Raw genomic sequence first — 23,611 nt, 5'->3', positions numbered from 1 at the left:
CCGGTCAATCCAGTCGGATCGACTCGACGACGACATCGGCGACGGGTTCGCCGTCCTCGCTGCCGTCGGCCACGCCCTCGGCCGCGATCTTGTCCAGGGTGGCCAGCCCAGTCTGGTCGATCGTGCCGAACACCGTGTACGTCGGCGGTAGCCGTGAGTCCTCGTAGACGAGGAAGAACTGGCTGCCGTTGGTGCCGACCCCGGCGTTGGCCATCGCCAGCGTTCCGCGCGGATAGCGGACCGGCGACCGGAGCGCGGGATCGCTCAATCGGTACTGGTTGGTCGGGTATTCGTTCGGAAACTGATACCCGGGCCCGCCGGTACCGGTGGCGCTGGGGTCGCCGCACTGCAACACCCCCAGATGCGCGGCGGTCGTCAGACGGTGGCAGGCCGTGTCGTCGAAGAAGCCTTGCTGGGCCAGGCTCGCGAAATTGTTGACCGTGCAGGGGGACTTGGCATTGTCCAGTTGCAGGCCGATATTGCCCTCGCTGGTGGTCATGCTGGCGCTGACGAGCGCCGGATCGGTCGGTACTCGGCCGGAGCGCGGTGGATTGGCCGACTTGCTCGACGGTTCAGGCGTCTTCGGATACTGGCAGTTCGACCCGAGCGTCGCCGGCGGGTCGAACGTCGGGAGGTCATCGACGGCCAATCCGGGTGTCGCCGTGACATCCGGGACCGTCCCGTCGAACGATTCGAGGTCGCGGCCCACCGCCGCGAGGAAGACGACGCTGACCACGACGACCAGCACCGCCAATATCGTCACCAGATATCCGATGACCAGGCCCGCGATCGCCAGCCCGCGCCCTTCTTCGCCGGTCTTCTTGATCTGCGACAGCGACAGGTGGCCGAACACGATGCCCAGCGGCGCGAAGACGAACGCGCACACCAACGCCGCGACGGCCAGCGTGTTGGTCTGTCTGGGTGGGGGATAGCCGTAGGAGTACGGCGCCGGATAGCCGTACGGCGGTGGGGGACCGCCGTACGGCGGAGGCGCGGTCACGGCGTCAGTCCAACAGGATCGACTTCACCGTGACCGGCGTGCCCGGCGCACCGTCCTGGCCGCCACCGGCGACGCCGCCCTGCGCGATCTTGTCCAACGTGGCCAGGCCGGTGTCGTCGACCCGGCCGAACGCCGTGTACATCGGCGGCAGCTTGGAGTCCTGGTACACGAGGAAGAACTGGCTGCCGTTGGTGTTCGGGCCGGCGTTGGCCATGGCCAACGTTCCGCGCGGATAGGTGACCGCCTCTTGGAGCTTGGGGTTGTCGGGCTGGAACTGGTTGGTCGGGTACTCGTTGGCGAACGAGTAACCCGGCCCGCCGCTGCCCTCGCCCGTCGGATCGCCGCATTGCAGCACCTTCAGCGTGTCGGCGGTGGTGAGCCGGTGGCATGGGGTGTTGTCGAAGTAGCCCTGTTGGGCGAGGCTGACGAAGCTGTTCACGGTGCACGGCGCCTTGCCGTTGTCGAGCAGCAGGCCGAGATTGCCCTGATCGGTGGACATGCTGGCGCTGATCTCGGCGGGTTCGGTGGGCACCTTGCCTGCGCGGGGCGGGTTCACCTGCTTGCTGGCCTTCTCCGCGGACGCCGGGTATTGGCAGTTTTCGCCGAGTCCGGCCGGTGCCGCGAACGCGGGCAGCGATCCCGGCTCGGACGGTGCCGCCGAGGTGGGGGTTTCGGTCGCAGCCGCGGTCTGGCTGTCGGAGTCGCGGTTGGTGACGACGACGGCCGCGACGGCGGCGATGACGACGATCGCGCCCACGACCGAGCCGATGATCGCGTATTGACGCCGCTTGCGTGCCTTCTCCGCGCGGCGCTCCAACTGCCGCTCGAGCTTGCGCTTCGCCGCCGCCCGCCGCTGTTCATTCGTCGGCACCGCTGATGTCCTCCTCGTGTCGAATTGATCGGCAACGAGTGTGCCAGGCAATGCTGAGTGTGGCGCCGCGACCCACGCCGACCGGTGGTGGGAAACTGGACGACGTGTTCATCACCGGGTTCGCCGCCGGCATGCTGGCGTGCAACTGCTACGTGCTGGCCCCCCGAGCCGGGGCGGACGCCATCGTCGTCGACCCCGGCCAGCGGGCGATGGGCCCGTTGCGCCGCATCCTCGACGAGAACCGTCTGACCCCGGCGGCGGTGCTGTTGACGCACGGCCACATCGACCACATCTGGTCGGCCCAGAAGGTGGCCGACACGTACGGCTGCCCGGCCTTCATCCACCCCGAGGACCGCTTCATGCTCACCGACCCGATCAAGGACTTCGGGCGGGGCCTCATCGGGGGGCTGGCCAGCTCTGCGTTCGGCGCGTTGTTCCGCGAGCCCAAGCAGGTCGTCGAGCTCGACAAGGACGGCGACAAAGTCGAGTTGGGTGGTGTCACGGTCGCCGTTGACCACACACCCGGCCACACCCGCGGGTCGGTGGTGTTTCGCGTGGAAGAGGGCATCGGATCGGGGCCGGGAGCGGTCGCGTTCACGGGCGATACCCTGTTCCGGCAGTCGGTGGGGCGTACGGACCTGCCGGGTGGCAGCGGTCGGGACCTGCTTGGCTCGATCGTCGACAAACTGTTGGTGCTCGACGACGACACCGTGGTACTACCGGGGCACGGCCCCAAAACCACGATCGGTGTCGAACGCCGCACCAACCCGTTCCTCGAAGGCTTGACCTAGTGAGCTCCAGTGAGTGAATTTCAGGCGCCCAAAGGCGTCCCGGACTACCTGCCGCCGGACTCGGCACAATTCGTCGGTGTGCGCGACGGCCTGCTCGACACCGCACGGCGCGCCGGCTACGGCGACGTCGAACTGCCCATCTTCGAGGACACCGCGCTGTTCGCGCGTGGAGTCGGCGAGTCGACCGATGTGGTGTCCAAGGAGATGTACACATTCGCCGACCGCGGCGACCGCTCGGTCACGCTGCGGCCCGAGGGCACCGCGGGGGTGATGCGCGCCGTCATCGAGCACGGCCTGGACCGCGGGCCGCTTCCGGTGAAACTGTGCTACTCGGGGCCCTTCTTCCGGTACGAACGCCCGCAGGCCGGCCGCTACCGGCAGCTGCAGCAGGTCGGGGTGGAGGCCATCGGCGTCGACGACCCGGCGCTGGACGCCGAGGTGATCGCGATCGCCGACGCCGGCTTCCGATCGCTGGGGCTCGACGGTTTCCGGCTGGAGATCACCTCGCTGGGCGACGAGACCTGCCGGCCCCAGTACCGAGAACTGTTGCAGGACTTCCTGTTCAAGCTGGATCTCGACGAGGAGACGCGGAGGCGCGCCGAGATCAACCCGCTGCGGGTGCTCGACGACAAGCGCCCGAAGATGCGCGAGATGACCGCCGATGCGCCCGTGATGCTCGACCACCTCTCCGACGTCGCCAAACAGCATTTCGACACCGTGCTGGCAAATCTGGACGCGTTGGCGGTGCCGTACGTCATCAACCCGCGTATGGTGCGTGGGCTGGATTACTACACCAAAACGACGTTCGAGTTCGTCCACGACGGGCTGGGCGCGCAATCGGGTATCGGCGGCGGCGGTCGCTACGACGGGCTGATGGCGCAGCTCGGTGGAAAAGACCTGTCCGGCATCGGATTCGGACTCGGCGTCGACCGTACGCTGTTGGCGCTGAAGGCCGAGGGTAAGACCGTCGGCGGCACCTCGCGGGTCGACGTCTTCGGTGTTCCGTTGGGGGAGCAGGCGAAGACGACGCTGTCGGTGCTGGGTGCGCGGCTGCGGGCGGCGGGCGTGCGCGTCGATCTGGCCTACGGCGATCGCGGTATCAAGGGCGCGATGCGTGCCGCGGACCGTTCGGGTGCGGCGCTCGCGCTGGTGGCCGGCGACCGCGACATCGAGGCGGGCACGATCGGTGTGAAGATCATGGCAACCGGGCAGCAGACGGACGTCCCGTTGGATGATGTGCTGACCGAAGTTCTCGCGCGCCTCAACCGCGCCTAGCACTTCTGTTACGCGAGCGTTCCCTTCCGTTGGGCGAGCGCGCCTAATTTGCTACGCGAGCGCGCGTGTCTGCCTCCGACACGCCGCAAAATTTCGACAATTCGCGCACGCTCGCAACAGATTCGCATCCGCGACTATGTGACCGTGACCAGACTCGGCATAGAAGATCGACACGAGGCCGAAGCCGCCGAAGATCAACGCCGACATCGTCACCTGCAGCACGGTCATCTCCGTCGGCGCCCTCTCGCGGTCTATGAGCAGGACCTCAAACCCGCGCCCGGTCACCCACCACAGCGCCCTGATCCGCCAGCACGCATCGGCTCGAGCGATGGGCTCACACAGTGCCGCGCGCGACCGAGTTGAGAAGTTCGTCGATGTGCCCGACCCCGCCGTCGAACGGGTTTCCGCGCTTGAGCGTCTTCGTGCCGCCGGGTGTGACGGCGACGAGTTTCGGTGAGCTGGAACCGATTTGAAACTTGCGCGCGAAACGCACCTGATCGAGCTGTACCAGGGCCCCACCCCGGTAGCTGAACAGCCCGAGCTTGCGGTCGAGCACGGCGGCGGGCCGACATTCGTTCAGCGGTCGGCTGCGGTATCGGCGGATCTTACGGACGACGAAGAATGTGGCTACCGCAAGCGCCACTCCGGCGGCCAGGAAGGCCGCACCCAACGCCCGCGACGGGACACCGGCGAGCAGTGCGACCAGCCCGAAGCCGGCGCCGACGAGCGTCAGCACGCCGAGGACGAACGCCACCACCGTCAGCGGTCCCGTGCCGCGGTCGACGACCAGCACCCGACGCCCGTCGTCGGTGACGACCAGACCGCCGGTGTCGGCCAGTACCTGCGATTCCGAAGCTGCGTTCACGGGTGCACTGTGCCACTTCGACGACCGCGAGAGTGCGCAAACTGCTGGAAACCGGCCGCGTGTCGTCTACAGACCCGCACGCTCGCGCAGAGGAGGGGGACGCGCAACGAAGAGGAGGAGAACACGCTAGATGGCCATGGCGGCGCGGACGTCGGCTTCGGAGGCCGAGCCGCCCGCACCGCTGGAGGTCACTCGACCGGACTCCAGAACGTAATAGTGCCGCGAGGACTCCAGCGCGAAACCGATGTGCTGTTCGACCAGCAACACGCCCAGATCGCCGCGCCGGGTCAGCGACGTGATGGCCGCCTCGATCTCGGCGACCACCGACGGCTGGATGCCCTCGGTCGGCTCGTCGAGGATCAGGCACTTGGGCGTGGTGATCAGCGCCCGGGCGATCGCCAACTGCTGGCGCTGACCGCCAGAGAGCAGACCGGCGCGGCGGGTCAACAACTCCCGCAATGCGGGGAACAGGTCGAGTTGTTCGTCGATGAGCCGCTTGCCGTTCTTGCGTCCGTCCGCAACGACTTGCAGGTTCTCCATCGTGGTCAGCTGGCCGAACGACTGCTGCCCCTGCGGCACGTAAGCCAGACCTCGCGTGACGCGTGCGCTCGGCCGCAGGCGGCTGATGTCGTCACCGTCGAAGAGCACCTTGCCTGCACTGCATTTCAGCAACCCGACGGCGGCGCGCAGCAGCGTGGTCTTACCCGCTCCGTTGTGGCCCATCACCGCGGCGACCCCGTCGGATGGCACATCCACGCTGACCCCATGGATGACCTCGGAACGACCGTAACCGCAACGCACGTCGATCAGTGACAGCATCTACGACTCCTCGATGAGTTCGGCGGGCACATCGGCGGTCCCCGCCGCCGCGGTGCCGAGGTAAACCTCTTGCACCATGGGGTTGGCCTGCACCTCGGCGACAGTGCCCTCCGCGATCACCTGCCCGCGCGCGAGCACACTGACCGACGTGGCGAACGCGCGCATGAAGTCCATATCGTGTTCGACGACGACGACTGTGCGCTGGGCACCGATGCGGCGCAACAACTTTCCGGTCTCCTCACGTTCCTCGTGGCTCATCCCGGCGACGGGTTCGTCGAGCAGCAACACGTCGGCGTTCTGCACCAGCAGCATTCCGATCTCCAGCCACTGCTTCTGCCCGTGGGCCAGCACCCCGGCCGGTTCGTCGGCCAGGTCGCTCAACCCGATGGTGTCGAGCGCCTCTTCGATCGCGGGCAGCACGCCCTTGCGTCGGCGCAACAGCGTCCATGCCGACCGTCCGGCGCCTGCCGCGATGTCGAGGTTCTGCAGCACGGTCAGTTGCTCGAAGACGCTGGCCGTCTGGAAGGTGCGTCCCACACCGAGCCGGGCGATCTGATGCACCTTCTTGCCCAGCAGTTCGACGCCGGACTTGTTGACCGACCCGGTGGCGGCCACCAGGCCGGTGATCGCGTCGATCACGGTGGTCTTGCCGGCGCCGTTCGGCCCGATCAGGAATCTCAGGTCGCCCTGGAACAGCGTCAGATCGACGTCGCTGACCGCCTTGAAACCGTCGAAATCGACGGTGAGACTGCGTACTTCGAGGTACTCGGTGCCCATACCGGCGTTGCCGCCGGCGATCGGCTCGGCTTCCAGGGTCATGTCGCTGCGCCCACCTTCTCGGTGTCGGGGTCGGCCTGCGGTTCGGGTTCAGGTTCAATGGTTCTGGTGCGAAGGCGGATTCGTCGGCGTCTGAACAGCACACCCAGACCGGCCAGTCCCGCCGGGAAGAAGCCGACGACGACGATGAAGAGCAGGCCTTGCGCGTAGGTCCACTCGGACGGGAACCGTTCGGAGAACAGGGTTTGCGCCCACGCCACCCCGATCGCGCCGAGCACCGGCCCCAGCAACGTGGTGCGCCCACCGATCGCCACGCCGATCAGGAACGCGATCGACGGCAGGATGCCCACCTGCGACGGCGCGATGAAACCGACGATCGGCGCGAACAGCGCGCCCGCGATGCTGGCGAACAGCGCCGCCACCGTGTAGGCGAGCACCTTGATGTTCGCCGGGTCGTAGCCGAGGAAACGGATGCGCTCCTCACCGTCACGGACCGCCACCAGCAGCTCGCCGTACCGGCTCTGCATGAGTTGGCGAACCGCGGCGACGACGGCGAGCAACGCACCGGCGGCGATGAAGTACAGCATGCGCCGGTTGGCCGGGTCGTTCAGGGCGAACCCGAAGAAGGTGCGAAACCTGTTGAGCCCGTTGCTTCCACCCAAGCTGGTCTGCCCGACGAGCAGGATCGCCAGCGCGGCGGCCAGCGCCTGCGACAGGATCGCGAAGTAGGCACCCTTGACTCGGCGCTTGAACACACCGAGCCCCAGTACGGCCGCAACCGCCGTCGGTACGAGCACGATCGCCGCCACGGTGAAGGCGGGGGAGGCAAACGGCTGCCAGTAGCCGGGCAATTCGCGCACACCGGCGATCTGCATGAAGTCCGGCACATCGTCTCCGCGCAACTGCGCGTCGGCGATCTTCAGATGCATGCCCATCATGTAGCCGCCGAGTCCGAAGAACACGCCTTGACCCAACACGAGCATTCCGCCGCGGCCCCAGGCCAAGCCGATTCCGACCGCGACGATCGCGAAGCACAGGAACTTGCCCAGCAGGCTGAGCCGGAAATCCGACAGGACAGCGGGCGCGACACCGAACAGCAGCACCGCCGCCGCACCGAAACCGGCCCAGGTCCGCCAGCGGCCCACGAAGGTTCTCACGCGAGACTCCTTGTCCGGACGGTGAACAGACCCTGCGGCCGAGCCTGCAGGAAGATGACGATGATCACGAACACGATCACCTTCGCCAGCGATGCGGTGGTGTTGTATTCGATGAAGGAATTGAGGAAGCCCAGCGCGAACGCCGCGATCACCGTGCCCTTGATCTGGCCGAGGCCGCCGACGACGACCACCAGGAAGGCGTCGATCAGATAGCTCTGCCCGATCGTCGGGCTGGTCGATCCGATCAACGTCAACGCGACACCGGCCACCCCGGCCAGGCCAGAGCCGATGAAAAACGTTGTGATGTCGGTCTTCCGGGATGATATCCCGCTGGTCTCGGCGAGGTCCCGGTTCTGGACGACGGCCCTGATCCGCCGTCCCATCGGGCTGGCCTTGAGCGCGGCGGCCAGCGCCACGACGCACACGACCGCCAGCGCGAGGATGAAGATCCGCGTCTTCGGTACGACCGCCCCGAACATCTCCACCCCGCCCGACAGCCACACCGGCGCCACCACATTGACCGCGGGGGCTCCGAAGACGTCCCGCGCGACCTGCTGCAGGATCAACCCGACACCGAAGGTGACCAGCAGGGTGTCCAGCGGGCGGTGATACATCCGGCGAATCAGCGTCGTCTCGAGCAGCGCGCCCATCGCGCCGCCGATCAGGAATCCGACGACAAGCGAGATCAACAGTGACGCACCGGTGCTTGACACGATCTGCTGCACCACGTAGGCGGTGTAGCAGCCGGCCATGATGAACTCGCCATGCGCCATGTTGATGACGCCCATCTGACCGAAGGTCAGCGACAACCCCAGCGCGGCCAACAACAGGATCGAGCCGAGGCTCAATCCCGTTGCCAGCTGCCCGATCAGGACATCCATCTGCGGCTCAGCTGGACAGACCGGCCGCCCACGGATACGACTTGAGGTAGGGATCGGGTTCGATCGGCCCCGGCGACTCCCAGATCGTATAGATCAGCCCGTCGGGCCGAATCTCACCGATGCGAGCGGTCTTGGTGATGTGGTGGTTCTCGCCGTCGATGGTGACCAGACCCTCGGGCGCTTCGAACGTCACACCTCCAGCGTTGTCCTGAATCGCCTTGACGTCGAACGACTTCGCCTTCTCGACGGTGTTCTTCCACAGGTACACCGAGACGTAGGCGGCCTCCATCGGATCCGACGTCGGCTTGGTGGCGCCGTACTTGTCCTTGTAGGCCTTGACGAACGCCGAGTTGACCGGATTGTCGACGGTTTCGTAGTAGTTCCACGCGGTGAGCTGACCGGTGATGTTCTGGATGCCGATACCGCCGACCTCCTCCTCGGCGATCGACACCGACACCACCGGCATGGCCTCCGACGTCAGGCCCACGTTGCGGTACTCACGGAAGAACGCCACGTTCGAATCGCCGTTGAGCGTGTTGAACACGGCGTCGGCGTCCGCGGTGCGGACCTTGTTGACAATGGTCGAGAAGTCCGTCGACCCCAGCGGCGTGTAGTCCTCACCCTTGATCTCGATGCCGTTGGCGCCCGCGTACGCCTTGATGATCCGGTTGGCGGTCTGCGGGAACACGTAGTCGCTGCCGACCAGATAGAGCGACTTGACGCCCTTCTCCTTGAGGTAGTCCAGCGCCGGCACGATCTGCTGATTGGTGGTGGCGCCGGTGTAGAAGATGTTCTTCGACGACTCCAGCCCCTCGTACTGCACGGGGTAGTACAACAGCGAGTTTGCGCTCTCGAAGACCGGCAGCATCGCCTTGCGCGACGAGGAGGTCCACCCGCCGAACACCGCTGCCACGCAGTCGCTGCTGATCAGCTTCTCGGCTTTCTCGGCGAACACCGTCGGCTCGGACGCTCCGTCCTCGCCGACGAGCTCGATCCGCTTGCCCAGCACACCGCCGGAGGCGTTGATCTGCTCGACCGCGAGGTCGATGGCGTGGCGCACGGTCACCTCGGAGATGGCCATCGTCCCCGACAACGAGTTCAGCGCACCCACTTTGATCGTCGGTCCCGAGGTGTCGACGCAGGATTGGGCGTTTGCCGAATCCGACTCGGTCGCCTTGCTTCCGCAGCCGGCCAGCAGGCTTGCTGCGGCGACGATTACGCCGGCAACAAGGGCGCAGCGCTTCACCGGAGACCGTCGTGGTAGTCGCATGAACAGCCTTTCCCTATATATCCGCAGCGCACATCGGCGATGAGCGTCGAGTCGATTCCGAGAGTCCCGACCGTGCGTGGTTGTCGGATCGGGACGTTAGAGCGGTGGTGTTTCTGGGAAATGTCTGTGTGTGACGAACAAATTAACCTGCAACCTCTTCGCAGGTTTGCCGTCGGAAGGCCCCAGCGGGACGGCGCCGCCGGGACGGTAACGCTTTGGTACCGTCCGGCGATGTGACGAACATGCGAACAGCTACAGCCAAGGTCGGGGCGGCTTTGATGGTGGCGGCGGCGTCCGTCGCGGTCAGCCATGCGACCGCCGATGCCCAGTCGGACGGCCATGTGGTCCGGTACACGCTGACGTCAACGGCCCCTGCCGACTTCCAACTCAACTACCTGACGGCTCAGCCTCCGAGCAAAGAGGCCTACAACGCCGACGCCTACGCGTACCTGAAGAAGGAAGAAGTGGTCCTGCAGCCGGGCGTGCCGTGGGTGTTCGAGACGACGATGTCGGATCCGCAGTGGGCGATCCTGACCGCAAGCACCGGCGTACACGCCATGCAGGCTTCCCCGAACCCGCACTGCGAGATCGCGATCGACGGTCAGGTGGCCGTGCAGCAGGACGGCACCTACACGGTGCAGTGCCAGCTGAGCCAGTGGTGATCGCGCCGCAATAGGCGCTGTAGGTGCGACGGCCGATCAGTCGATTCGCGCGCGTCGACCTTGACAACTCGTCGAACGTGAGTTCGAATCGGATGTATGCGGTGGGATGGTCAGGGTGTCGGCGTCGATGACGGTGCGCTGCCCGGCCTGCAGCGTATCGGTTTCGTGCGCAGCGTGCGGACACCGCAGTTCGAGGGCATCACGTTCCATGAAGTGCTGTGCAAGTCGGCGCTCAACAAGGTGCCCAACGCGGCCATGCTGCCGTTCCGGTTCACGGTCAACGGCTACCGCGGGTGCTCACACGCCTGCCGTTACTGCTTCGCGCGGCCCACGCACGAATATCTCGAATTGAACTGCGGCAGTGACTTTGACACCCAGGTCGTGGTCAAGACCAACGTGGCCGACGTGCTGCGCCGCGAACTGTCGCGCCGATCGTGGCAACGCGAGACGGTGGCGCTGGGGACCAACACCGATCCCTATCAGCGGGCCGAGGGCCGCTACGCGCTCATGCCCGGGATCATCGCGGCGCTGACCGATTCCGGTACACCCTTCTCCATCCTCACCAAGGGCACCCTGCTGCGACGCGATCTGCCGCTGCTCCGCGAGGCCGCACGTCAGGTGGACGTCAGCGTGGCGGTGTCGCTCGCAGTCGGGGATCCCGTGCTGCACAGGGAAGTCGAACCGGGTACGCCGTCGCCGCAGGCCCGGCTCGGGATGATCTCCGCGATCCGCGACGTCGGGCTGGCCTGCCATGTGATGGTGGCCCCGGTGTTGCCGCATCTGACGGACTCCGCCGAGCATCTCGACGCGCTGCTCGGCCAGATCGCGGCAGCAGGCGCCACCGGGGTCACGGTGTTCGGCCTGCATCTGCGTGGTTCGACACGCGGCTGGTTCATGAACTGGCTGGCAGGCGCGCACCCCGAGCTGGTGCCCAAGTACCGCGAGCTGTATCGCCGCAGCGCGTACCTGCCACAGGACTACCGGAGGATGTTGCACGACAGGGCGGCACCGCTCGTCGCCAAGCACGGCCTGGCGCCGGACCGCCGGTCTTTCCGCGCCGCGGACACACCGGCCCCGCCTGAGCCCGTCGCCACCCTGCAGCCCACTCTGTTCTGAGCGGAGAACGGGTCAGCCCCTGTTGCGCTTGACCTCTTTGAACGGCACACCGCGATCGGCGGCGGGTTCGCGGGGGAAGCCGAGCACGCGCTCACCGATGATGTTGCGCGCGATCTCGGTGGTGCCGCCGCCGAGGGCGGCGGCCTGCCGCGACAGGTACCGCTCGCCGTAGCGGATCAGGTCACCGTCGACGTCGACGACGCCCGCGCTGCCGGTGATCGCCAGGACCGTGTCGAACTCGAGATGGTGAACGTCGGCGTGCGCGATGCGGATGATCGAACCCGCCGCCGGAGGCAGGGAGCCGTCGAGGACACCGTGGTAGACGTGGTCGATCAGCTGCTCGCGGACGGCGCGGTGCACCAGTGCGCGGCCGGCCATTTCGCGCAGGCGTTCGTTGTCGGGCTGGCCCAGCTTCTCCAGCAGTTCGACGTAGTTGATCGGCACATCGGACTTGCCTTCGGCGCCGATACCGCTCGCGAACTCCGAACCGCCGCCGACCGCGCGCCGCTCGTGATAGAGCTGGCGGGAGGCCACGTGCCAGCCCGCGTTGACCTCGCCGACGACGGCGTCGTCGCCGAGTTCGAGGTTGTCGAAGAATTCCTCGCAGAACTCGACAGAACCGTTGACCTGCTTGATGCGGCGCAGCGTGATGCCGGGGCTGTTGATGGGCACCAGGAACATGGTCAAGCCCTCGTGCTTGGGGACATCCCAGTTGGTACGCGCAAGCATCAACCCGTAATCGGCGGCGAAAGCGCTTGTGCTCCAGGTCTTCGCCCCGTTGATCACCCACTTGTCACCTTGGCGGTCGGCCCGGGTGATCACACCGGCCAGATCGGATCCGCCGCTCGGTTCCGACAGCAGCTGCACCAGTACCTCCTCGCCGCGCAGGGCCGCGGAGATGTGCTTCCGCTTCTGCTCTTCGCTACCGGTGTCGAGGATGGTGGCCGCACAGATCGTGAACGTCGGGGTGTTGAGGATGATCGGCAGCTCATAGCAGCGGGACACGTTGTCGAACGCCTTCTGATAGGCGATCGGCAGCCCCAGCCCGCCGTACTCCTTCGGGAAACAGATGCCGGCGAACCCGCCCTCCCACAACCGCTTCTGGAGTTCGCGCGCGCGCAGCCACGGCTCCTCTTCACCGCGGTCGTGTTCGGGTGGGTTGTTCGGATCGATCGGTGGCATGTTCTCCGCCAGCCACGTCTGGGCGCGCGCGGCGAACTCCTCGACCGACTCTGGGCCGGTGTCCGCGGCCAGGGCCGATGTCGATGTGGTCTCGGTCATGACGCTTGCTCCATGGCCTCGGTGAGGGAGTAGACGCGCAGGTTGTGATCCTCGGGAGTGCCGAACAGCGAGCGGTACAACGTGGCACGTCGCAGGAACATATGCAGGTCGTGCTCCCACGTCACCCCGATGCCTCCGTGCAGCTGCACGCACAGTTGCAACATCACCGGCGAGTACTCGCCCACATACGATTTCGCGACGCTGACGGCGATCGCCGCGCCGGGGGAGCGCGCCCCCACCTCGGCCACCGCGGCGTTGGTCGTCGCCCGGCATCCCTCGAACCAGATCTTCAGATCGGCGTACTTGTGTTTGAGCGCCTGATACGAGCCCAGGGGGCGGCCGAAGCTGTGCCGGTCGAATCCCCACTGAATCGTGAAGGCCAGCACCGTGTCCAGGATGCCGATCACCTCGGCGCATTGCAGCACATTGGCGATCTGAGACTGCCGCTCGATCAGGGCCGGTGTCTGATCGGCAGTGCCGACGGCCGCACCCGCGTCGACCTCGACGCCGTCGAAGTGCACGCGCGCGTAACTCTTGACCATGTCGATCGAGCGCTGCGACTCCACGTGCACGCCCGGTGCGTCCGCGGGCACGAGGAACTGCCTGACACCCTCGTCGGATTGCGCTGTCACCAAGAACAATCCGCTGTCCGCGCCGGCCTCGACACGGTCCTTGACACCCTCGATGCGAAAGCCGGTCGCCGTTGTGGTCGCGCTGACCGACGGAGCCAGCGGCGACCACGGCGCGCCGGGCTCGTACACCGCCCAGGTGGCCACGACATCGCCGGCGACCAGTGCCGCGATGGTGTCCTCGTGGCCGGCGGGCGCGTCCACCAGCCCGGCGAGCACGATGCTGATCGGGTGCAGCGGCCCGGGAGCGACGGTCTTACCGGCGATCTCGGCGACCAGCGCCAGATCCTCGACGCCGTTCCCGGAGACGCTGCCGCCGCTGAGGTCCTCGGGCACCAGCAGGCTGGTCCAGCCGAGCTCGACGGCCCTGCGCCACCAGTCGGCGTCGAATGAGGTTCCGGCGTCGTGCATCTGCCGTATCCGGCTCAGCGGCACTTCCTTTTCGAGGAACGACTGTGTCGTCGAGGCGAAGAGCAGTATCTCGGGATTCGTGCCGTTGTTAGCGCTGTCGGTCACGGGCTCTCTTTCGTAGTCGTGCGAACGTGCGTGTCGACGAATCGACACGCACGTTTTGCACGAGGCTCAGGCGGGGATGACGAGCGCGGGCACGTCGGGGTTGTGCACGATCTCGTTAGGGACCTTGAACAACTCGATCATGTTGCCGCCCATGATTTTTCGCTGGCCCTCCTCGTCGATGCCCTGCAGGTCGTCGATCAGATGCGTCGGCTCGGCCAGCCCCTCCGGGTGCGGCCAGTCCGATCCGAAGATCACCCGGTCGACGCCGATGAGATCCGCCATCTTGGCGAAGTCGTCTTCCCAGAAGGGCGCGACGTACACGCCGCGCTTGAACGCCTCGATCGGGTTCTCGGGGAATTCCTGCGGCATCTTCTTGAAGACACCGTCGAACTGTTTGAACAAATAGGGCACCCAGTCGGCGCCGTTCTCGATGGACAGGATGCGTAGATCGGGATTTCGGGTCAGCGCGCCGTGGCACACCAGGGCGGCCATCGAGTCCTCGATCGGCCGCTTGCCCATCGAGACCATGCGGAACGCGGTCGGCTTGAACGGCAGGTACTCGTCGGCGGGTTCCCAGTCGTTGAGGTATTCGGCATAGCCGGAGTCCGAGGCATGCATCGACACCGGGATACCGGCCTTGACGCAGGCATCCCAGAACGGGTCGAACTCGGGCAGCCCGAATGAACGGGTACCGCGCAGGCCGGGCACCGGGGCGGGGCGGACGAGTACGGTCTTGGCGCCGCGCTCCAGACACCACTCGAGTTCCTCGAGCGCGCGGTCGACGATGGCGAGGTTGATCACCGGGGTCGAGAAGATCCGGTCCTCGTAGTTGAACTGCCATGTCTCGTACATCCACTCGTTGAGCGCATGGATGACGTCGAGGATGAGTTCGGGATCGTCTTTCATCCGTTCCTCGACCAGGCTGGCCAGGGTCGGGAACATCAGCGAGTAGTCCAGGCCGAGGCCGTCCATGACCTCCAGGCGCGCGGCGGGTTCGCGAAACGCCGGGATCGCCTTCATCGGCTTGCCCATCACCTCGCGGAAGCTCTTGCCGCCGCTGCCGTGCTTGAAGTACTCCTCCTGGGCGCCCGGCCGCGCGACCACCTCGAAGGTCGGGTTCGGAATGTAGTCGCTGACCTGGTTGCGCACCATGATCTTGGTGCGGCCGCGGACCTCGATGTAATCGATGACGTGCTTGCGGTGGTCCGGGAGGAACTTGGTCAGCGCCTCCTTCGGCTCGTAGAAGTGGTTGTCGGCATCGAACACCGGATAGGGCAGCTGGCGGGCCATTTGCGCCTCCTGGAAGTCTGCTTGGCTGTTGGTGGTAATGACATTACCACTTTCGGACCAGCAGAAACAGACTCGTCGAGAAGCTAGTTCTCCGGCGGAACCGACGCAGGTCAGCCGGGCTGCGCGGGGCCGGTGAGCCCGCTCAGACAGAAGTCGTAGATGTCGTCGGCGCCGACCGGCACGCCGCTGAGTTCGGCGCCGAGCACCTGCAGCCGGATCGCCCCCAGCGACGACTGCATGATCAGTGCGGCACGGGCGTCGACGTCGAGGTCCGACCGGAACGCACCCTCGGCGATGCCGCGGTTGATGATGTCTCTGATCAACTCGTAGACCGGCGACAGCACCCGGGCGTACTCGCGCGGGACCGTCTCGGCGAGGCGGTCGTTGTAGTTCGTCAGGCCGCGGTTGACCTTGTCTTGGGTGGTGGTCTCGGGCGGGGTGCAGATCCGGTCGATGAGGACGCGCAGGGCCGTGGCGGCCGGCAGCCCGGCGGTGTCCTCGCGCCAGCGGCGCGTCGACTCCGACATGATCTTGTCGACCAGCGCGAGGAGCAGTTCGTCCTTGGTCGAGAAGTGCTGATAGAAGGACCGCAGTGACGTCTTCGACCGCTCGACGACCTCGAGGACGGTGAAGTCGGTGCGTCCGGTCTCGCCGAGGATCGCCAACGCCGACTTCATGAAGCGCTTGGGTCGCGGATCGCCATCGGCGGCGGACTCGGCCGTGCGTGTGGCGCCAGCCGCCGCTCGTCCGCTCGGCTTGGTCATGGTCGCCACCTTCCGACTCGGGATTGACTGGTAATGAGGTTACCGCTCTTGCAGAAGCTCGGTTACTGTTCGTTGTCATGACGACAGACTCAGCGCAGCAGCAATGGACCGTCGACACCTTGCTCGACCTGTTCGACGTCCGACCGGACGGGGACAACCGGTTCATCGCCGAGACCGGACCCGCGGGCGAGGAGGGTCGGCAGGTGGTCGAGGGCACGCAGGTGCTCGCCCAGGCGATCGTGGCAGTGGCCAAACGATTCGAGGGCAAGTCGGTGCGATCGGTGTATGCCGTGTTCTCGCGGGCGGTCATGGTGGGGGCGGGACCGATCGAGTTGGAGATCGACGTCGTCAACGAAGGCCGTTCCACCGCAACCGCTGTCGTCGCGGCCAAGCAGAACGGCAAACGCTGCATCACCGTCACCGTGCTGACCGACGTCCCGACCGACGACGTCATCCGGCATGCGCTGCCGCGACCCGACACGAAGCCACCCTCGGAAGCCAACGATGCCGGCATGGCCATGGCCGGACGGGAGATCCGGCTCGTCGACGTCGTCGACGTCAACAGCCCCGATGAGGTCGGGCCGCCGGAGCTGTATGCCTGGGTGCATTACGACAAGACCCCGGACCGCGAGGAACTCGCCAAGGCTCTTGTCGCGTATTTGACCGGGCACCTGGGTATTTCGACGACGATGCGTGCACACGAGGGTATCGGTACCGCGCAGTCGCATCTCACCGTGTCGACCGCGCCGATGGCGGTGTCGGTGAGCTTCCACGAGCCGTTCGAGTGGAACGGGTGGCTGCTCTACGGTCACGAGAGCACTCAGGTCGGTGCCGGGATGTCGTACGTGCGCGGCACGGTGCACACCGAGGCGGGCGAGCTGATCGCATCCTTCACCCAGGACGCGCTGATCCGGCCGCTGCGCACCAGCGATACCGCGATCAAGGAGCAGTCCCGGCTGTAACCGATCCGCTGGCCGGGCGCCGAAACTGAACTTCTGCACTGACATTCGTCGAAATTTGGCACACAAGTTCAGACTCGCGGCAAGCTCAGATCTTGAGGTAGCCCTTGTCGGCGGGGATTTGCGCCGCGGTCAGCAGTGACGAGGCGTCGCTGGCCAACCAGACCACGATGTCGGAGATCAGATCCGGGTCGGCCAGCGACTCCGTCGGCAGCGCGCCGGGGGAGAAGCTGTGGATGTAGGTCGGGTGGTCGGCGAAGATCTGCCACATCGATGTGTCGTTGCCCATCGGGGTGTCGGTGCCGTACGGATGCACGGAGTTGACCCGGATGCCGAATTCGCCGAGTTCGACTGCCAACGAGTTCGTGAGCCCGACCACGCCGAACTTGCTGGCGCAGTAGTGGCCGCAGCCGGGAACGGCTTTGATACCCGCCGCGGAGCTGATGGTGATGATCGATCCGCCGTTGCCCGCCTCGATCATCGGCGGCACGACGGCCTTGATCGTGTTCCACACGCCGGTGAGGTTGATATCGAGGACTTCCTGCCATTGTTGCGCCGAAATCTCCCACAGCCGACCCCAATTCATCACACCGGCATTGGCGACGACGATGTCGAGGCGGCCGAACTGTTCGATCGCGTCGGAGACCACCCGCTGCTGGCCTGCGAGGTCGCGGACGTCGACCCGGTCTGCGACGATCTTGCGGCCCTCGCCCTCGACCAGGCTCACCGTTTCGGCGAGATCCGCCGGGAGCGCAGGCGGATAACCGTTGTGCGCGGCGACCGGACCGCACGCGTCGATCGCGACGATGTCGGCGCCGGCGCGGGCCAGTCGGACGCAGTGCGAGCGACCCTGTCCGCGGGCGGCGCCCGTCACGTATGCGACCCTTCCGGCGAGCGGGATGTCGGGGTTGGTCATTCAGTTCTCCTGATCAGTTGGCGCCGGCGGCGAGCCAGTCGTCGAACGTCGTCGGGGCGATGCGCGCATTCTCGCCGGGCAGCAAGACGTTTCCGGCCATCGAGAGCCCGAACATGCCCGACCAGGTCGGGACGAGCTTCACCTGCCGGCCCCTGGCAGCCAGCGTGCGACGTGCCATGTCGACGAGGTCCTGTGTCTCGGGCCCCGCGACGTCCACATGCCGGCCCTGCGGTTGACCGACGGCGACCTCGGCGAGAACCTCGGCGATGTCATCGGGCGCGATCGGCTGCACGAGCAGTGGGGCAATGGTCGACACCCCGTCCTGCTCGAACCAACCGGCGACCATGGCCGCGAAGTCGTGAAACTGGGTGGCGGGCACGATGGTCCACGGAACCGGTCCGTCGGCGACGAGTCGTTCCTGTTCCCGCTTGCCCGAGTAGTGCGCATTGCCTTCGATGTCGTGGATGCCGACAATCGACAACAGCACATGGTGACCGACACCCGCGCGCTGCTCGGCGGCGAGCAGATTGCGTGTGGTGGTGCCGAAGTACTCGATGGTGCGATCCCGGTCGATGGGCGGTGCGCTGACGGCGTCGACGACGGCGTGCACGCCGGTGAGCGCGGCGTCCAGGCCTTCACCGGACATCAGGTCGACCCCGAGTGCGCGGCTGGTGCGAACGACATCGTGGCCGTCGCGCTCGAGTGCGGCGGCGGTGCGGGCGCCGATGTTTCCCGTCGCTCCTGCGATTGCGATGCGCATCAGTGTCTCCTTCGACCACGGTGACGGTACTCGCTGGGCGATTCGGATGGAGCCGGTCACGTCAACGTGGCTGCGACCTCCCGAAGCCGCGCGCCCGCGCCGGAGATGATCGGTTCGCCGTGCCCGAAACACGCCGTGTCGACGTCGAGGGCGGCGAGCCGGCGGAATGACGCCATCGTGCGCGCCCGGTCCTGGTTGAAGGTGCCGAGCATGAGCGTGCCGACGTTGGCGATGGTGTCACCGGTCAACAGCACGCCGTGGCGGGGCAGATGAATCGCAATGCTGCCCTCGGTGTGGCCCGGTATCGACAGGATCTCGGCACCGCCTCCGAAGTCGAGGATGTCGCCGTCGCGCAGTTCCCGGTCGAGGGGGACGGGGTCGGCCGCATCGGGCAGTCCCGCGGCGACGCGCGCGTGGATCGGCACCTCCCAGTCCTCGAACACCGGTGGTGGCAGCGCGGCGCCGTCGCGGATCGCCGCTGCATCGCCGGCGCCGGCCGCGACCGTAGCCCCGGTGGTTCTGTGCAGTTCGGCCGCCGATCCGGTGTGGTCGACATGTCCGTGCGTCAGGACGATCCGGTCGATTCCCGGCACCGCCTCGGCGATGGCCGCGCCGGATCCCGGTGCCCCCGTGTCGATCAGCGTGACCGAGTCACCGTCGCGCCAGGCGTAGACCTGCCGCCCATTGACGACAAACATGGTCAGGTTCGGCGTGACGGCCACAGACTCCATGCATCCACGCTAAGGCGCGCGAACGGCTGGCGAAAGAAACTCAGCCGGAAGCGAAATCGCGCCTCAAGGCCGATCGGAGCACGTCGAGCGGCAACCCGCCCAGATCCAGAGCACGATCGTGGAACTCCTTGAGCGGCACGCCGCGACCCACCACCTCGTCGCGCAACTGCTCCCAGATCCGCTGTCCGATCGCGTACGACGGGGCCTGGCCCGGCCAGCCGAGGTAGCGGTCGAGTTCGAACTGCAGGTGCTCCTCGTTCATCGCGCTGTGGGACACCAGGAAATGCCACGCCTTGTCGACATCCCACACGGTGCCGTCGGGTGCGGTCATACCGCAGTGCACACCGATGTCGATGACGACGCGCGCAGCCCGAAAGCGTTGCGCGTCCAGCATTCCGATGTGGTTGCCCGGATCGTCGAGCCAACCGAGTTCGGCCATCAGCCGTTCGGCGTACAGCGCCCAGCCCTCGCCGTGGCCCGACACGAAGCAGCCCAGTCGCCGCCACCGGTTGAGCTGGTCGGCGCGCACAACAGCGCGGCCGATCTGCAGGTGGTGACCCGGAACGCCCTCGTGGAACACCGTCGTCGTCTCCTGCCACGTGTGGAAGCTGTCGACGCCGTGGGGAACCGACCACCACATCCGGCCCGGTCTGCTGAAGTCTTCCGACGGACCGGTGTAATAGATACCCCCGGTGTGGGTCGGCGCGATTCGGCACTCCAGCCTGCGCAGCGGTTCGGCGATGTCGAAGTGCGTGTCCGCAAGTGCATCGACGGCGCGGTCGGAGAGATCTTGCATCCAGGCCTGCAGCGCGTCGACGCCATGGATGAGGTAGCGCTCCTCGCCGTCCAGGCGACGCAGCGCGTCCGCGATCGACCTCCCGGGATACAGCTGTTGAGCGAGCTTCTCCTGTTCGGCGACAATGCTTTCCAGCCGCTCCAGGCCCCACTGGTATGTCTCGTCGAAGTCGACCTCGGCGCCCAGGAACGACCGCGACCACAACCGGTAGACGTCCCGCCCGACTGCGTCCTCGGGCCGCGAATGTGGTGCGATCTCGTCTCCGAGGATTCTGCCGAGTTCCCGGTAGGCATTCGCCGCGTTGGCCGCGTTCTGTTGCAGATCCTCATGCAGCGTTGTGTTTTCGTGGACCGCCGCCGCGACCATGTCCACCAACAGGTGCTGGATGCTGGCGGCCTGATCGATACCACGCACGACTTGGCGCACGGCGGGAGGATGCCCTCCGGCGACCGCGGCGCGCAGCGCGTCGGCGTATCCGGCGACACGGTCGGGCACCCGCGACAACCGGCGAGCGATCACCGCCCAGTCGTCGTCGGTTTCCGTCGGCATCAGGTCGAACACGTCCCGCATCGATTGCAGCGGGGAGGCGATCACGTTGAGTTCGCCCACGTCGAGTCCGGCGTCGTTGAGGTCGATCACGATGCCCAGACGATCGCGCATCGCCGCGACCGTCACTTCGTCGACCGCGTCAGCCGGTGTGACTTCGGACAGTTCGCGCAGTGTGCGCCGTGCTGCGTCGGCGCGTGCGGCGACGCCGTCGGGGGAGTAGTCGGTGATCTCCTCGTCATGCCCGGTGATGCCCATTTCCGTTGCGGCACAGGGGTCGAGCTCGGCGAGGATGGCGAGATAGCGTTCGGCGACGGCGTCGACGGCCGTAGGCGTCCTACCCAAGGTCGGTCGACGAGAACGTGTCGCAGGCCTTCGGATCACCGGTGCGGTAGCCCTCGGTGAACCACTTCTGCCTCTGCTCGGCGGATCCGTGCGTCCACGCCTCGGGGTTGACCCGGCCTGTGGTCTGCTGCTGGATGCGGTCGTCACCGACTGCCGCCGCGGCCGACAGCGCATCGGCGATGTCCTTGTCCGTCAACGGCTCTAGAAACGTGACGTCGGTGCCTTCCTGCTTGGTGATGGCGGCATAGTGCGCCCAGACCCCGGCGTAACAGTCGGCCTGCAGTTCGGTGCGCACGCCGCCGCCCGTGGGTCCCGCCGCGCCGGGCCCCTGGGAGTTTCGCAGCGCGCCGGTGATGTTCTGCACGTGGTGACCGTACTCGTGGGCAACGACGTATTCCTGCGCCAATGGCCCGCCGCTGGAACCGAAGTCGTCACGAAGGACGTTGAAGAAGCCGACGTCGAAGTAGGCGGTCTGATCCGCGGGGCAGTAGAACGGTCCGACCTCGCTGGTGGCCTGCCCGCAGGCCGTGTTGACACTGCGGGTGAAGAGATGAACATCCGGCCGCGTGTAGTCCGGCATCAGCTGAGGCCAGATCCCGTCGAGCGAGTTACCCGTCGCGACCACCCGGCATTCGGGGATCGCGTTGGCATCCGCGCCGGTCTTGCACTGGTCGAGGTCGAAGCCCGGTGCCTGCACACCTTGGCTGTCGTACTGACCCTGCTGGGGCACCATCGTGCTGGGGTCGACGCCGAGGAACAGCGCTACCACGAGGACGAGCAGGCCGCCGACGCCGCCACCGACCGCGATGCCGCGCCCGGGCCCGCCCCCGCCGCCGCTGGACGAGGCGGTGCTGGTGTCGATCCGCATACCTTCGTTGAAGGTCATGACGTTCAGCTTCGCACACTACGATTCGGTCGTGGCCACCGTTGTCGGACATTCGGTCGTCGTGCACACCGACCTCGGTGATCTCCGCGGCACGACCGAAGGCGGCGTCGGGGTCTGGCGTGGCGTGCCGTATGCCGAGCAGCCGGTGGGAGAGCGCCGGTTCCTCGCCCCCGAGCCGAAGCGGCCGTGGACCGGCCTGCGCGACGCGGTCGAGCACGGGCCGCTGCCACCGCAGGGCAAGTCGTTCGTCGGCGGCGGCCGCGACGATCCCAAGGTCCGAGACGAAGCCTGCCTCACCCTGACGGTGTGGTCGCCCGACACCGGCGCGTCGCTTCCGGTGATGGTGTGGATCCCCGGCGGTGCGTTCGTTTACGGCGCCGGTCAGTTCCAGCTGTACAACGGATCGCGGCTGGCCGCCAACGGCGGGGTGGTCGTCGTCAACATCACCTACCGCATCGGCGTCTTCGGCGGCTTCGAACTCGGCGACCTCGGCGACGGGTTCGACGACAACCTCGCTCTGCGGGACCAGATCGCCGCATTGCGGTGGATCCGCGACCACATCGCGGCGTTCGGCGGCGATCCGTCGCGCGTGACGGTGTTCGGGGAGTCCGCAGGCGGCACGTCGGTGCTCGCGCTGATCGCCAGCCCCGCCGCTGAGGGCTTGTTCAGCCGCGCGATAGCCCAGAGTCCGGCGCTACCGCTGATCGCCGATCGGGAGCTGCGGGCCCAGCAAGCGCGCGAGTTCGTGCGCCGACTCGGCGTGCCGGTCTCCGAGGTCAAGGGGCTGCCGCAACGGGAGCTGCGCCGCGCGGCGGGCAGACTGCAACTCGAAAGCGCCGTGCGCACACCGACGTTGGCTTACGGATTGACGTACGGCGTAGACCTGCTGCCCCGTCACCCGGTGGACGCCGCGCGCACCGGAACCCTGCGGCGGGTGCCGCTGATCATCGGAACCAACAGCCACGAAGCGTCGATGTTCGCCTGGACCAAACCGCCGATGCTGCCGACCACCCAGGCGTCCGTCGAGGCCTACTTCGCCCGCGTCGCGCCCGACGCCAAGCAGCGCGTGTTGGCCGCGTACCCGCACTATCCGCGTCGACGGGCACTTCTCGAGTTCGCCTCCGACGTGATGTTCGGCGGGCCGGCGTGGGCATTCGCCGACGCCTACAGCGGCCACGCCCCGACCCATATGTACCGCTTCGACCATTTCGGTTTCAGCCTGCGCATGCTCGGTCTCGGCGCGACTCATGGCAGCGAGATCGTGCACATCCAGCACAGCTACGCGTCGTATCTCGGGCGCAAGATCCATCCGCTGGGGCGGCGGCTGCAGCCGGCGGTCGGCAGGCGTATGCAGCGGGCCTGGCTCGACTTCGCTTCTCAGGGGTGGGCCAGCGGCGAAATCCACTGGTCCAACGGGCACGACTGGCCTGTCTACGACACCGAACGGCGCTGCACCCGGATCATTCTGTCGGCGCGCGACACCGTCGTCTCCGATCCCGACGCCGAGCGCCGCGAGGCCTGGGCGGGGCTGTACTAGGCCGCGAAATTGCATTCCAGCAGCGAAAGTTCGAGTAGACGCCTGCTGGAATACAGTTTCGCGGGGAAATCAGGGCCCGAAGCGACTGTTCGATTAGGGCGTGTCTGACAAATGGGGTAGCCAGAGGGTGATGGCGCGTAGGACTGCTGCGCCGCGGTAGACGATGGCGAG

Annotated in this window: 23 protein-coding genes; 6 read left to right on the top strand and 17 right to left on the bottom strand. The window is 66.7% G+C overall.

Annotated elements, in window-relative coordinates:
• Nucleotides 1-4 precede the first annotated feature (4 nt).
• Nucleotides 5-1,000, bottom strand: coding sequence for a peptidylprolyl isomerase (locus tag AU193_RS12165; protein ID WP_064422640.1), 996 nt, complete (start codon nt 998-1,000; stop codon nt 5-7).
• A 4-nt stretch (nt 1,001-1,004) separates the two neighbouring features.
• Nucleotides 1,005-1,871, bottom strand: a complete 867-nt coding sequence (locus AU193_RS12160) for a peptidylprolyl isomerase (protein ID WP_064422639.1) — start codon at nt 1,869-1,871, stop codon at nt 1,005-1,007.
• 104 nt (nt 1,872-1,975) lie between these two features.
• Between AU193_RS12160 and AU193_RS12155 the strand changes: the two genes are divergently transcribed.
• The gene (locus AU193_RS12155) at nt 1,976-2,662 is read left to right on the top strand and encodes an MBL fold metallo-hydrolase (RefSeq protein WP_064422682.1); all 687 of its coding nucleotides are present in this window, start codon (nt 1,976-1,978) and stop codon (nt 2,660-2,662) included.
• A gap of 9 nt (nt 2,663-2,671) precedes the next feature.
• Complete coding sequence (gene hisS, locus AU193_RS12150) at nt 2,672-3,937, top strand: histidine--tRNA ligase (RefSeq protein WP_064422638.1); 1,266 nt, start codon at nt 2,672-2,674, stop codon at nt 3,935-3,937.
• 334 nt (nt 3,938-4,271) lie between these two features.
• On the opposite strand, the gene AU193_RS23355 is transcribed toward hisS, so the two are convergent.
• The 6 genes from AU193_RS23355 to urtA form a co-directional block, all read right to left on the bottom strand.
• Nucleotides 4,272-4,802 (bottom strand): hypothetical protein, encoded by a 531-nt coding sequence (locus AU193_RS23355; RefSeq protein ID WP_172798284.1) that lies wholly within the window; start codon nt 4,800-4,802, stop codon nt 4,272-4,274.
• Nucleotides 4,803-4,928: 126 nt separating this feature from the next.
• Nucleotides 4,929-5,621, bottom strand: coding sequence for an urea ABC transporter ATP-binding subunit UrtE (gene urtE / locus AU193_RS12135; RefSeq protein WP_064422636.1), 693 nt, complete (start codon nt 5,619-5,621; stop codon nt 4,929-4,931).
• Nucleotides 5,622-6,440: an urea ABC transporter ATP-binding protein UrtD gene (gene urtD, locus AU193_RS12130; RefSeq protein WP_064422635.1), complete on the bottom strand. Its 819-nt coding sequence runs from the start codon at nt 6,438-6,440 to the stop codon at nt 5,622-5,624.
• Complete coding sequence (gene urtC, locus AU193_RS12125) at nt 6,437-7,555, bottom strand: urea ABC transporter permease subunit UrtC (RefSeq protein ID WP_064422634.1); 1,119 nt, start codon at nt 7,553-7,555, stop codon at nt 6,437-6,439. The genes urtD and urtC overlap by 4 nt, the downstream gene beginning before the upstream one ends.
• Entirely contained in the window at nt 7,552-8,436 is an 885-nt protein-coding gene (gene urtB, locus AU193_RS12120) for an urea ABC transporter permease subunit UrtB (RefSeq protein ID WP_064422633.1), read from the bottom strand. Before urtB ends, urtC begins: the two co-directional genes overlap by 4 nt.
• Before the next feature lie 7 nt (nt 8,437-8,443).
• A complete protein-coding gene (gene urtA, locus AU193_RS12115; RefSeq protein WP_064422632.1) occupies nt 8,444-9,706 on the bottom strand; it encodes an urea ABC transporter substrate-binding protein in 1,263 nt (420 codons plus the stop codon).
• A 242-nt stretch (nt 9,707-9,948) separates the two neighbouring features.
• Between urtA and AU193_RS12110 the strand changes: the two genes are divergently transcribed.
• On the top strand, nt 9,949-10,368 hold the full coding sequence (locus tag AU193_RS12110; protein WP_156425186.1) for a hypothetical protein: 420 nt from the start codon (nt 9,949-9,951) through the stop codon (nt 10,366-10,368).
• A gap of 96 nt (nt 10,369-10,464) precedes the next feature.
• Nucleotides 10,465-11,484: an Rv2578c family radical SAM protein gene (locus AU193_RS12105; protein ID WP_064422630.1), complete on the top strand. Its 1,020-nt coding sequence runs from the start codon at nt 10,465-10,467 to the stop codon at nt 11,482-11,484.
• A 12-nt stretch (nt 11,485-11,496) separates the two neighbouring features.
• Here AU193_RS12105 and AU193_RS12100 read toward each other — a convergent pair whose 3' ends face one another.
• The 4 genes from AU193_RS12100 to AU193_RS12085 form a co-directional block, all read right to left on the bottom strand.
• Nucleotides 11,497-12,765: an acyl-CoA dehydrogenase family protein gene (locus tag AU193_RS12100; protein ID WP_064422629.1), complete on the bottom strand. Its 1,269-nt coding sequence runs from the start codon at nt 12,763-12,765 to the stop codon at nt 11,497-11,499.
• A complete protein-coding gene (locus tag AU193_RS12095; RefSeq protein WP_064422628.1) occupies nt 12,762-13,910 on the bottom strand; it encodes an acyl-CoA dehydrogenase family protein in 1,149 nt (382 codons plus the stop codon). Before AU193_RS12095 ends, AU193_RS12100 begins: the two co-directional genes overlap by 4 nt.
• Before the next feature lie 66 nt (nt 13,911-13,976).
• A complete protein-coding gene (locus tag AU193_RS12090) occupies nt 13,977-15,200 on the bottom strand; it encodes an amidohydrolase family protein (protein ID WP_064422627.1) in 1,224 nt (407 codons plus the stop codon).
• Nucleotides 15,201-15,310: 110 nt separating this feature from the next.
• Nucleotides 15,311-15,964 carry a TetR/AcrR family transcriptional regulator gene (locus AU193_RS12085; protein ID WP_064422680.1) on the bottom strand — a complete coding sequence of 218 codons (654 nt, stop codon included), beginning with the start codon at nt 15,962-15,964 and terminating at the stop codon, nt 15,311-15,313.
• Nucleotides 15,965-16,041: 77 nt separating this feature from the next.
• Between AU193_RS12085 and AU193_RS12080 the strand changes: the two genes are divergently transcribed.
• A complete protein-coding gene (locus AU193_RS12080; RefSeq protein ID WP_064422626.1) occupies nt 16,042-16,926 on the top strand; it encodes an acyl-CoA thioesterase II in 885 nt (294 codons plus the stop codon).
• An 85-nt stretch (nt 16,927-17,011) separates the two neighbouring features.
• Here the strand turns inward: AU193_RS12080 and AU193_RS12075 are convergent, their stop codons facing one another.
• Genes AU193_RS12075 through AU193_RS12055 form a run of 5 tightly spaced genes read right to left on the bottom strand, consistent with a single transcriptional unit; the run spans nt 17,012 to nt 21,903 of the window.
• Nucleotides 17,012-17,839: a mycofactocin-coupled SDR family oxidoreductase gene (locus AU193_RS12075; RefSeq protein ID WP_064422625.1), complete on the bottom strand. Its 828-nt coding sequence runs from the start codon at nt 17,837-17,839 to the stop codon at nt 17,012-17,014.
• Between the two features lie 13 nt (nt 17,840-17,852).
• Nucleotides 17,853-18,599, bottom strand: a complete 747-nt coding sequence (locus tag AU193_RS12070) for an SDR family oxidoreductase (RefSeq protein WP_064422679.1) — start codon at nt 18,597-18,599, stop codon at nt 17,853-17,855.
• A gap of 56 nt (nt 18,600-18,655) precedes the next feature.
• Complete coding sequence (locus AU193_RS12065) at nt 18,656-19,330, bottom strand: MBL fold metallo-hydrolase (RefSeq protein WP_064422624.1); 675 nt, start codon at nt 19,328-19,330, stop codon at nt 18,656-18,658.
• 40 nt (nt 19,331-19,370) lie between these two features.
• A complete protein-coding gene (locus AU193_RS12060; protein ID WP_064422623.1) occupies nt 19,371-21,017 on the bottom strand; it encodes a DUF885 domain-containing protein in 1,647 nt (548 codons plus the stop codon).
• Nucleotides 21,010-21,903 carry a neutral zinc metallopeptidase gene (locus AU193_RS12055; RefSeq protein ID WP_064422622.1) on the bottom strand — a complete coding sequence of 298 codons (894 nt, stop codon included), beginning with the start codon at nt 21,901-21,903 and terminating at the stop codon, nt 21,010-21,012. Before AU193_RS12055 ends, AU193_RS12060 begins: the two co-directional genes overlap by 8 nt.
• A 31-nt stretch (nt 21,904-21,934) precedes the next feature.
• Between AU193_RS12055 and AU193_RS12050 the strand changes: the two genes are divergently transcribed.
• Complete coding sequence (locus AU193_RS12050) at nt 21,935-23,440, top strand: carboxylesterase/lipase family protein (RefSeq protein ID WP_064422678.1); 1,506 nt, start codon at nt 21,935-21,937, stop codon at nt 23,438-23,440.
• The last annotated feature ends 171 nt before the right edge of the window (nt 23,441-23,611 follow it).

Origin of the sequence: Mycobacterium sp. GA-1285, assembly GCF_001499905.1 — a bacterium.
In the GTDB taxonomy this organism is placed as follows: domain Bacteria; phylum Actinomycetota; class Actinomycetes; order Mycobacteriales; family Mycobacteriaceae; genus Mycobacterium.
Note: the sequence above shows the minus strand (reverse complement) of the source record. Positions and strands in the feature narration are given on the sequence as shown.

What these genes read in the sequence shown, in the direction of transcription:
- urtE (WP_064422636.1), bottom strand. Translation starts at nt 5,621, where the DNA reads ATGCTGTCACTGATCGACGTGCGTTGCGGTTACGGTCGTTCCGAGGTC.
- urtD (WP_064422635.1), bottom strand. Translation starts at nt 6,440, where the DNA reads ATGACCCTGGAAGCCGAGCCGATCGCCGGCGGCAACGCCGGTATGGGC.
- urtB (WP_064422633.1), bottom strand. Translation starts at nt 8,436, where the DNA reads ATGGATGTCCTGATCGGGCAGCTGGCAACGGGATTGAGCCTCGGCTCG.
- urtA (WP_064422632.1), bottom strand. Translation starts at nt 9,706, where the DNA reads ATGCGACTACCACGACGGTCTCCGGTGAAGCGCTGCGCCCTTGTTGCC.
- AU193_RS12110 (WP_156425186.1), top strand. Translation starts at nt 9,949, where the DNA reads ATGCGAACAGCTACAGCCAAGGTCGGGGCGGCTTTGATGGTGGCGGCG.
- AU193_RS12105 (WP_064422630.1), top strand. Translation starts at nt 10,465, where the DNA reads ATGCGGTGGGATGGTCAGGGTGTCGGCGTCGATGACGGTGCGCTGCCC.
- AU193_RS12100 (WP_064422629.1), bottom strand. Translation starts at nt 12,765, where the DNA reads ATGACCGAGACCACATCGACATCGGCCCTGGCCGCGGACACCGGCCCA.
- AU193_RS12090 (WP_064422627.1), bottom strand. Translation starts at nt 15,200, where the DNA reads ATGGCCCGCCAGCTGCCCTATCCGGTGTTCGATGCCGACAACCACTTC.
- AU193_RS12085 (WP_064422680.1), bottom strand. Translation starts at nt 15,964, where the DNA reads ATGACCAAGCCGAGCGGACGAGCGGCGGCTGGCGCCACACGCACGGCC.
- AU193_RS12080 (WP_064422626.1), top strand. Translation starts at nt 16,042, where the DNA reads ATGACGACAGACTCAGCGCAGCAGCAATGGACCGTCGACACCTTGCTC.
- AU193_RS12075 (WP_064422625.1), bottom strand. Translation starts at nt 17,839, where the DNA reads ATGACCAACCCCGACATCCCGCTCGCCGGAAGGGTCGCATACGTGACG.
- AU193_RS12070 (WP_064422679.1), bottom strand. Translation starts at nt 18,599, where the DNA reads ATGCGCATCGCAATCGCAGGAGCGACGGGAAACATCGGCGCCCGCACC.
- AU193_RS12065 (WP_064422624.1), bottom strand. Translation starts at nt 19,330, where the DNA reads ATGGAGTCTGTGGCCGTCACGCCGAACCTGACCATGTTTGTCGTCAAT.
- AU193_RS12055 (WP_064422622.1), bottom strand. Translation starts at nt 21,903, where the DNA reads ATGACCTTCAACGAAGGTATGCGGATCGACACCAGCACCGCCTCGTCC.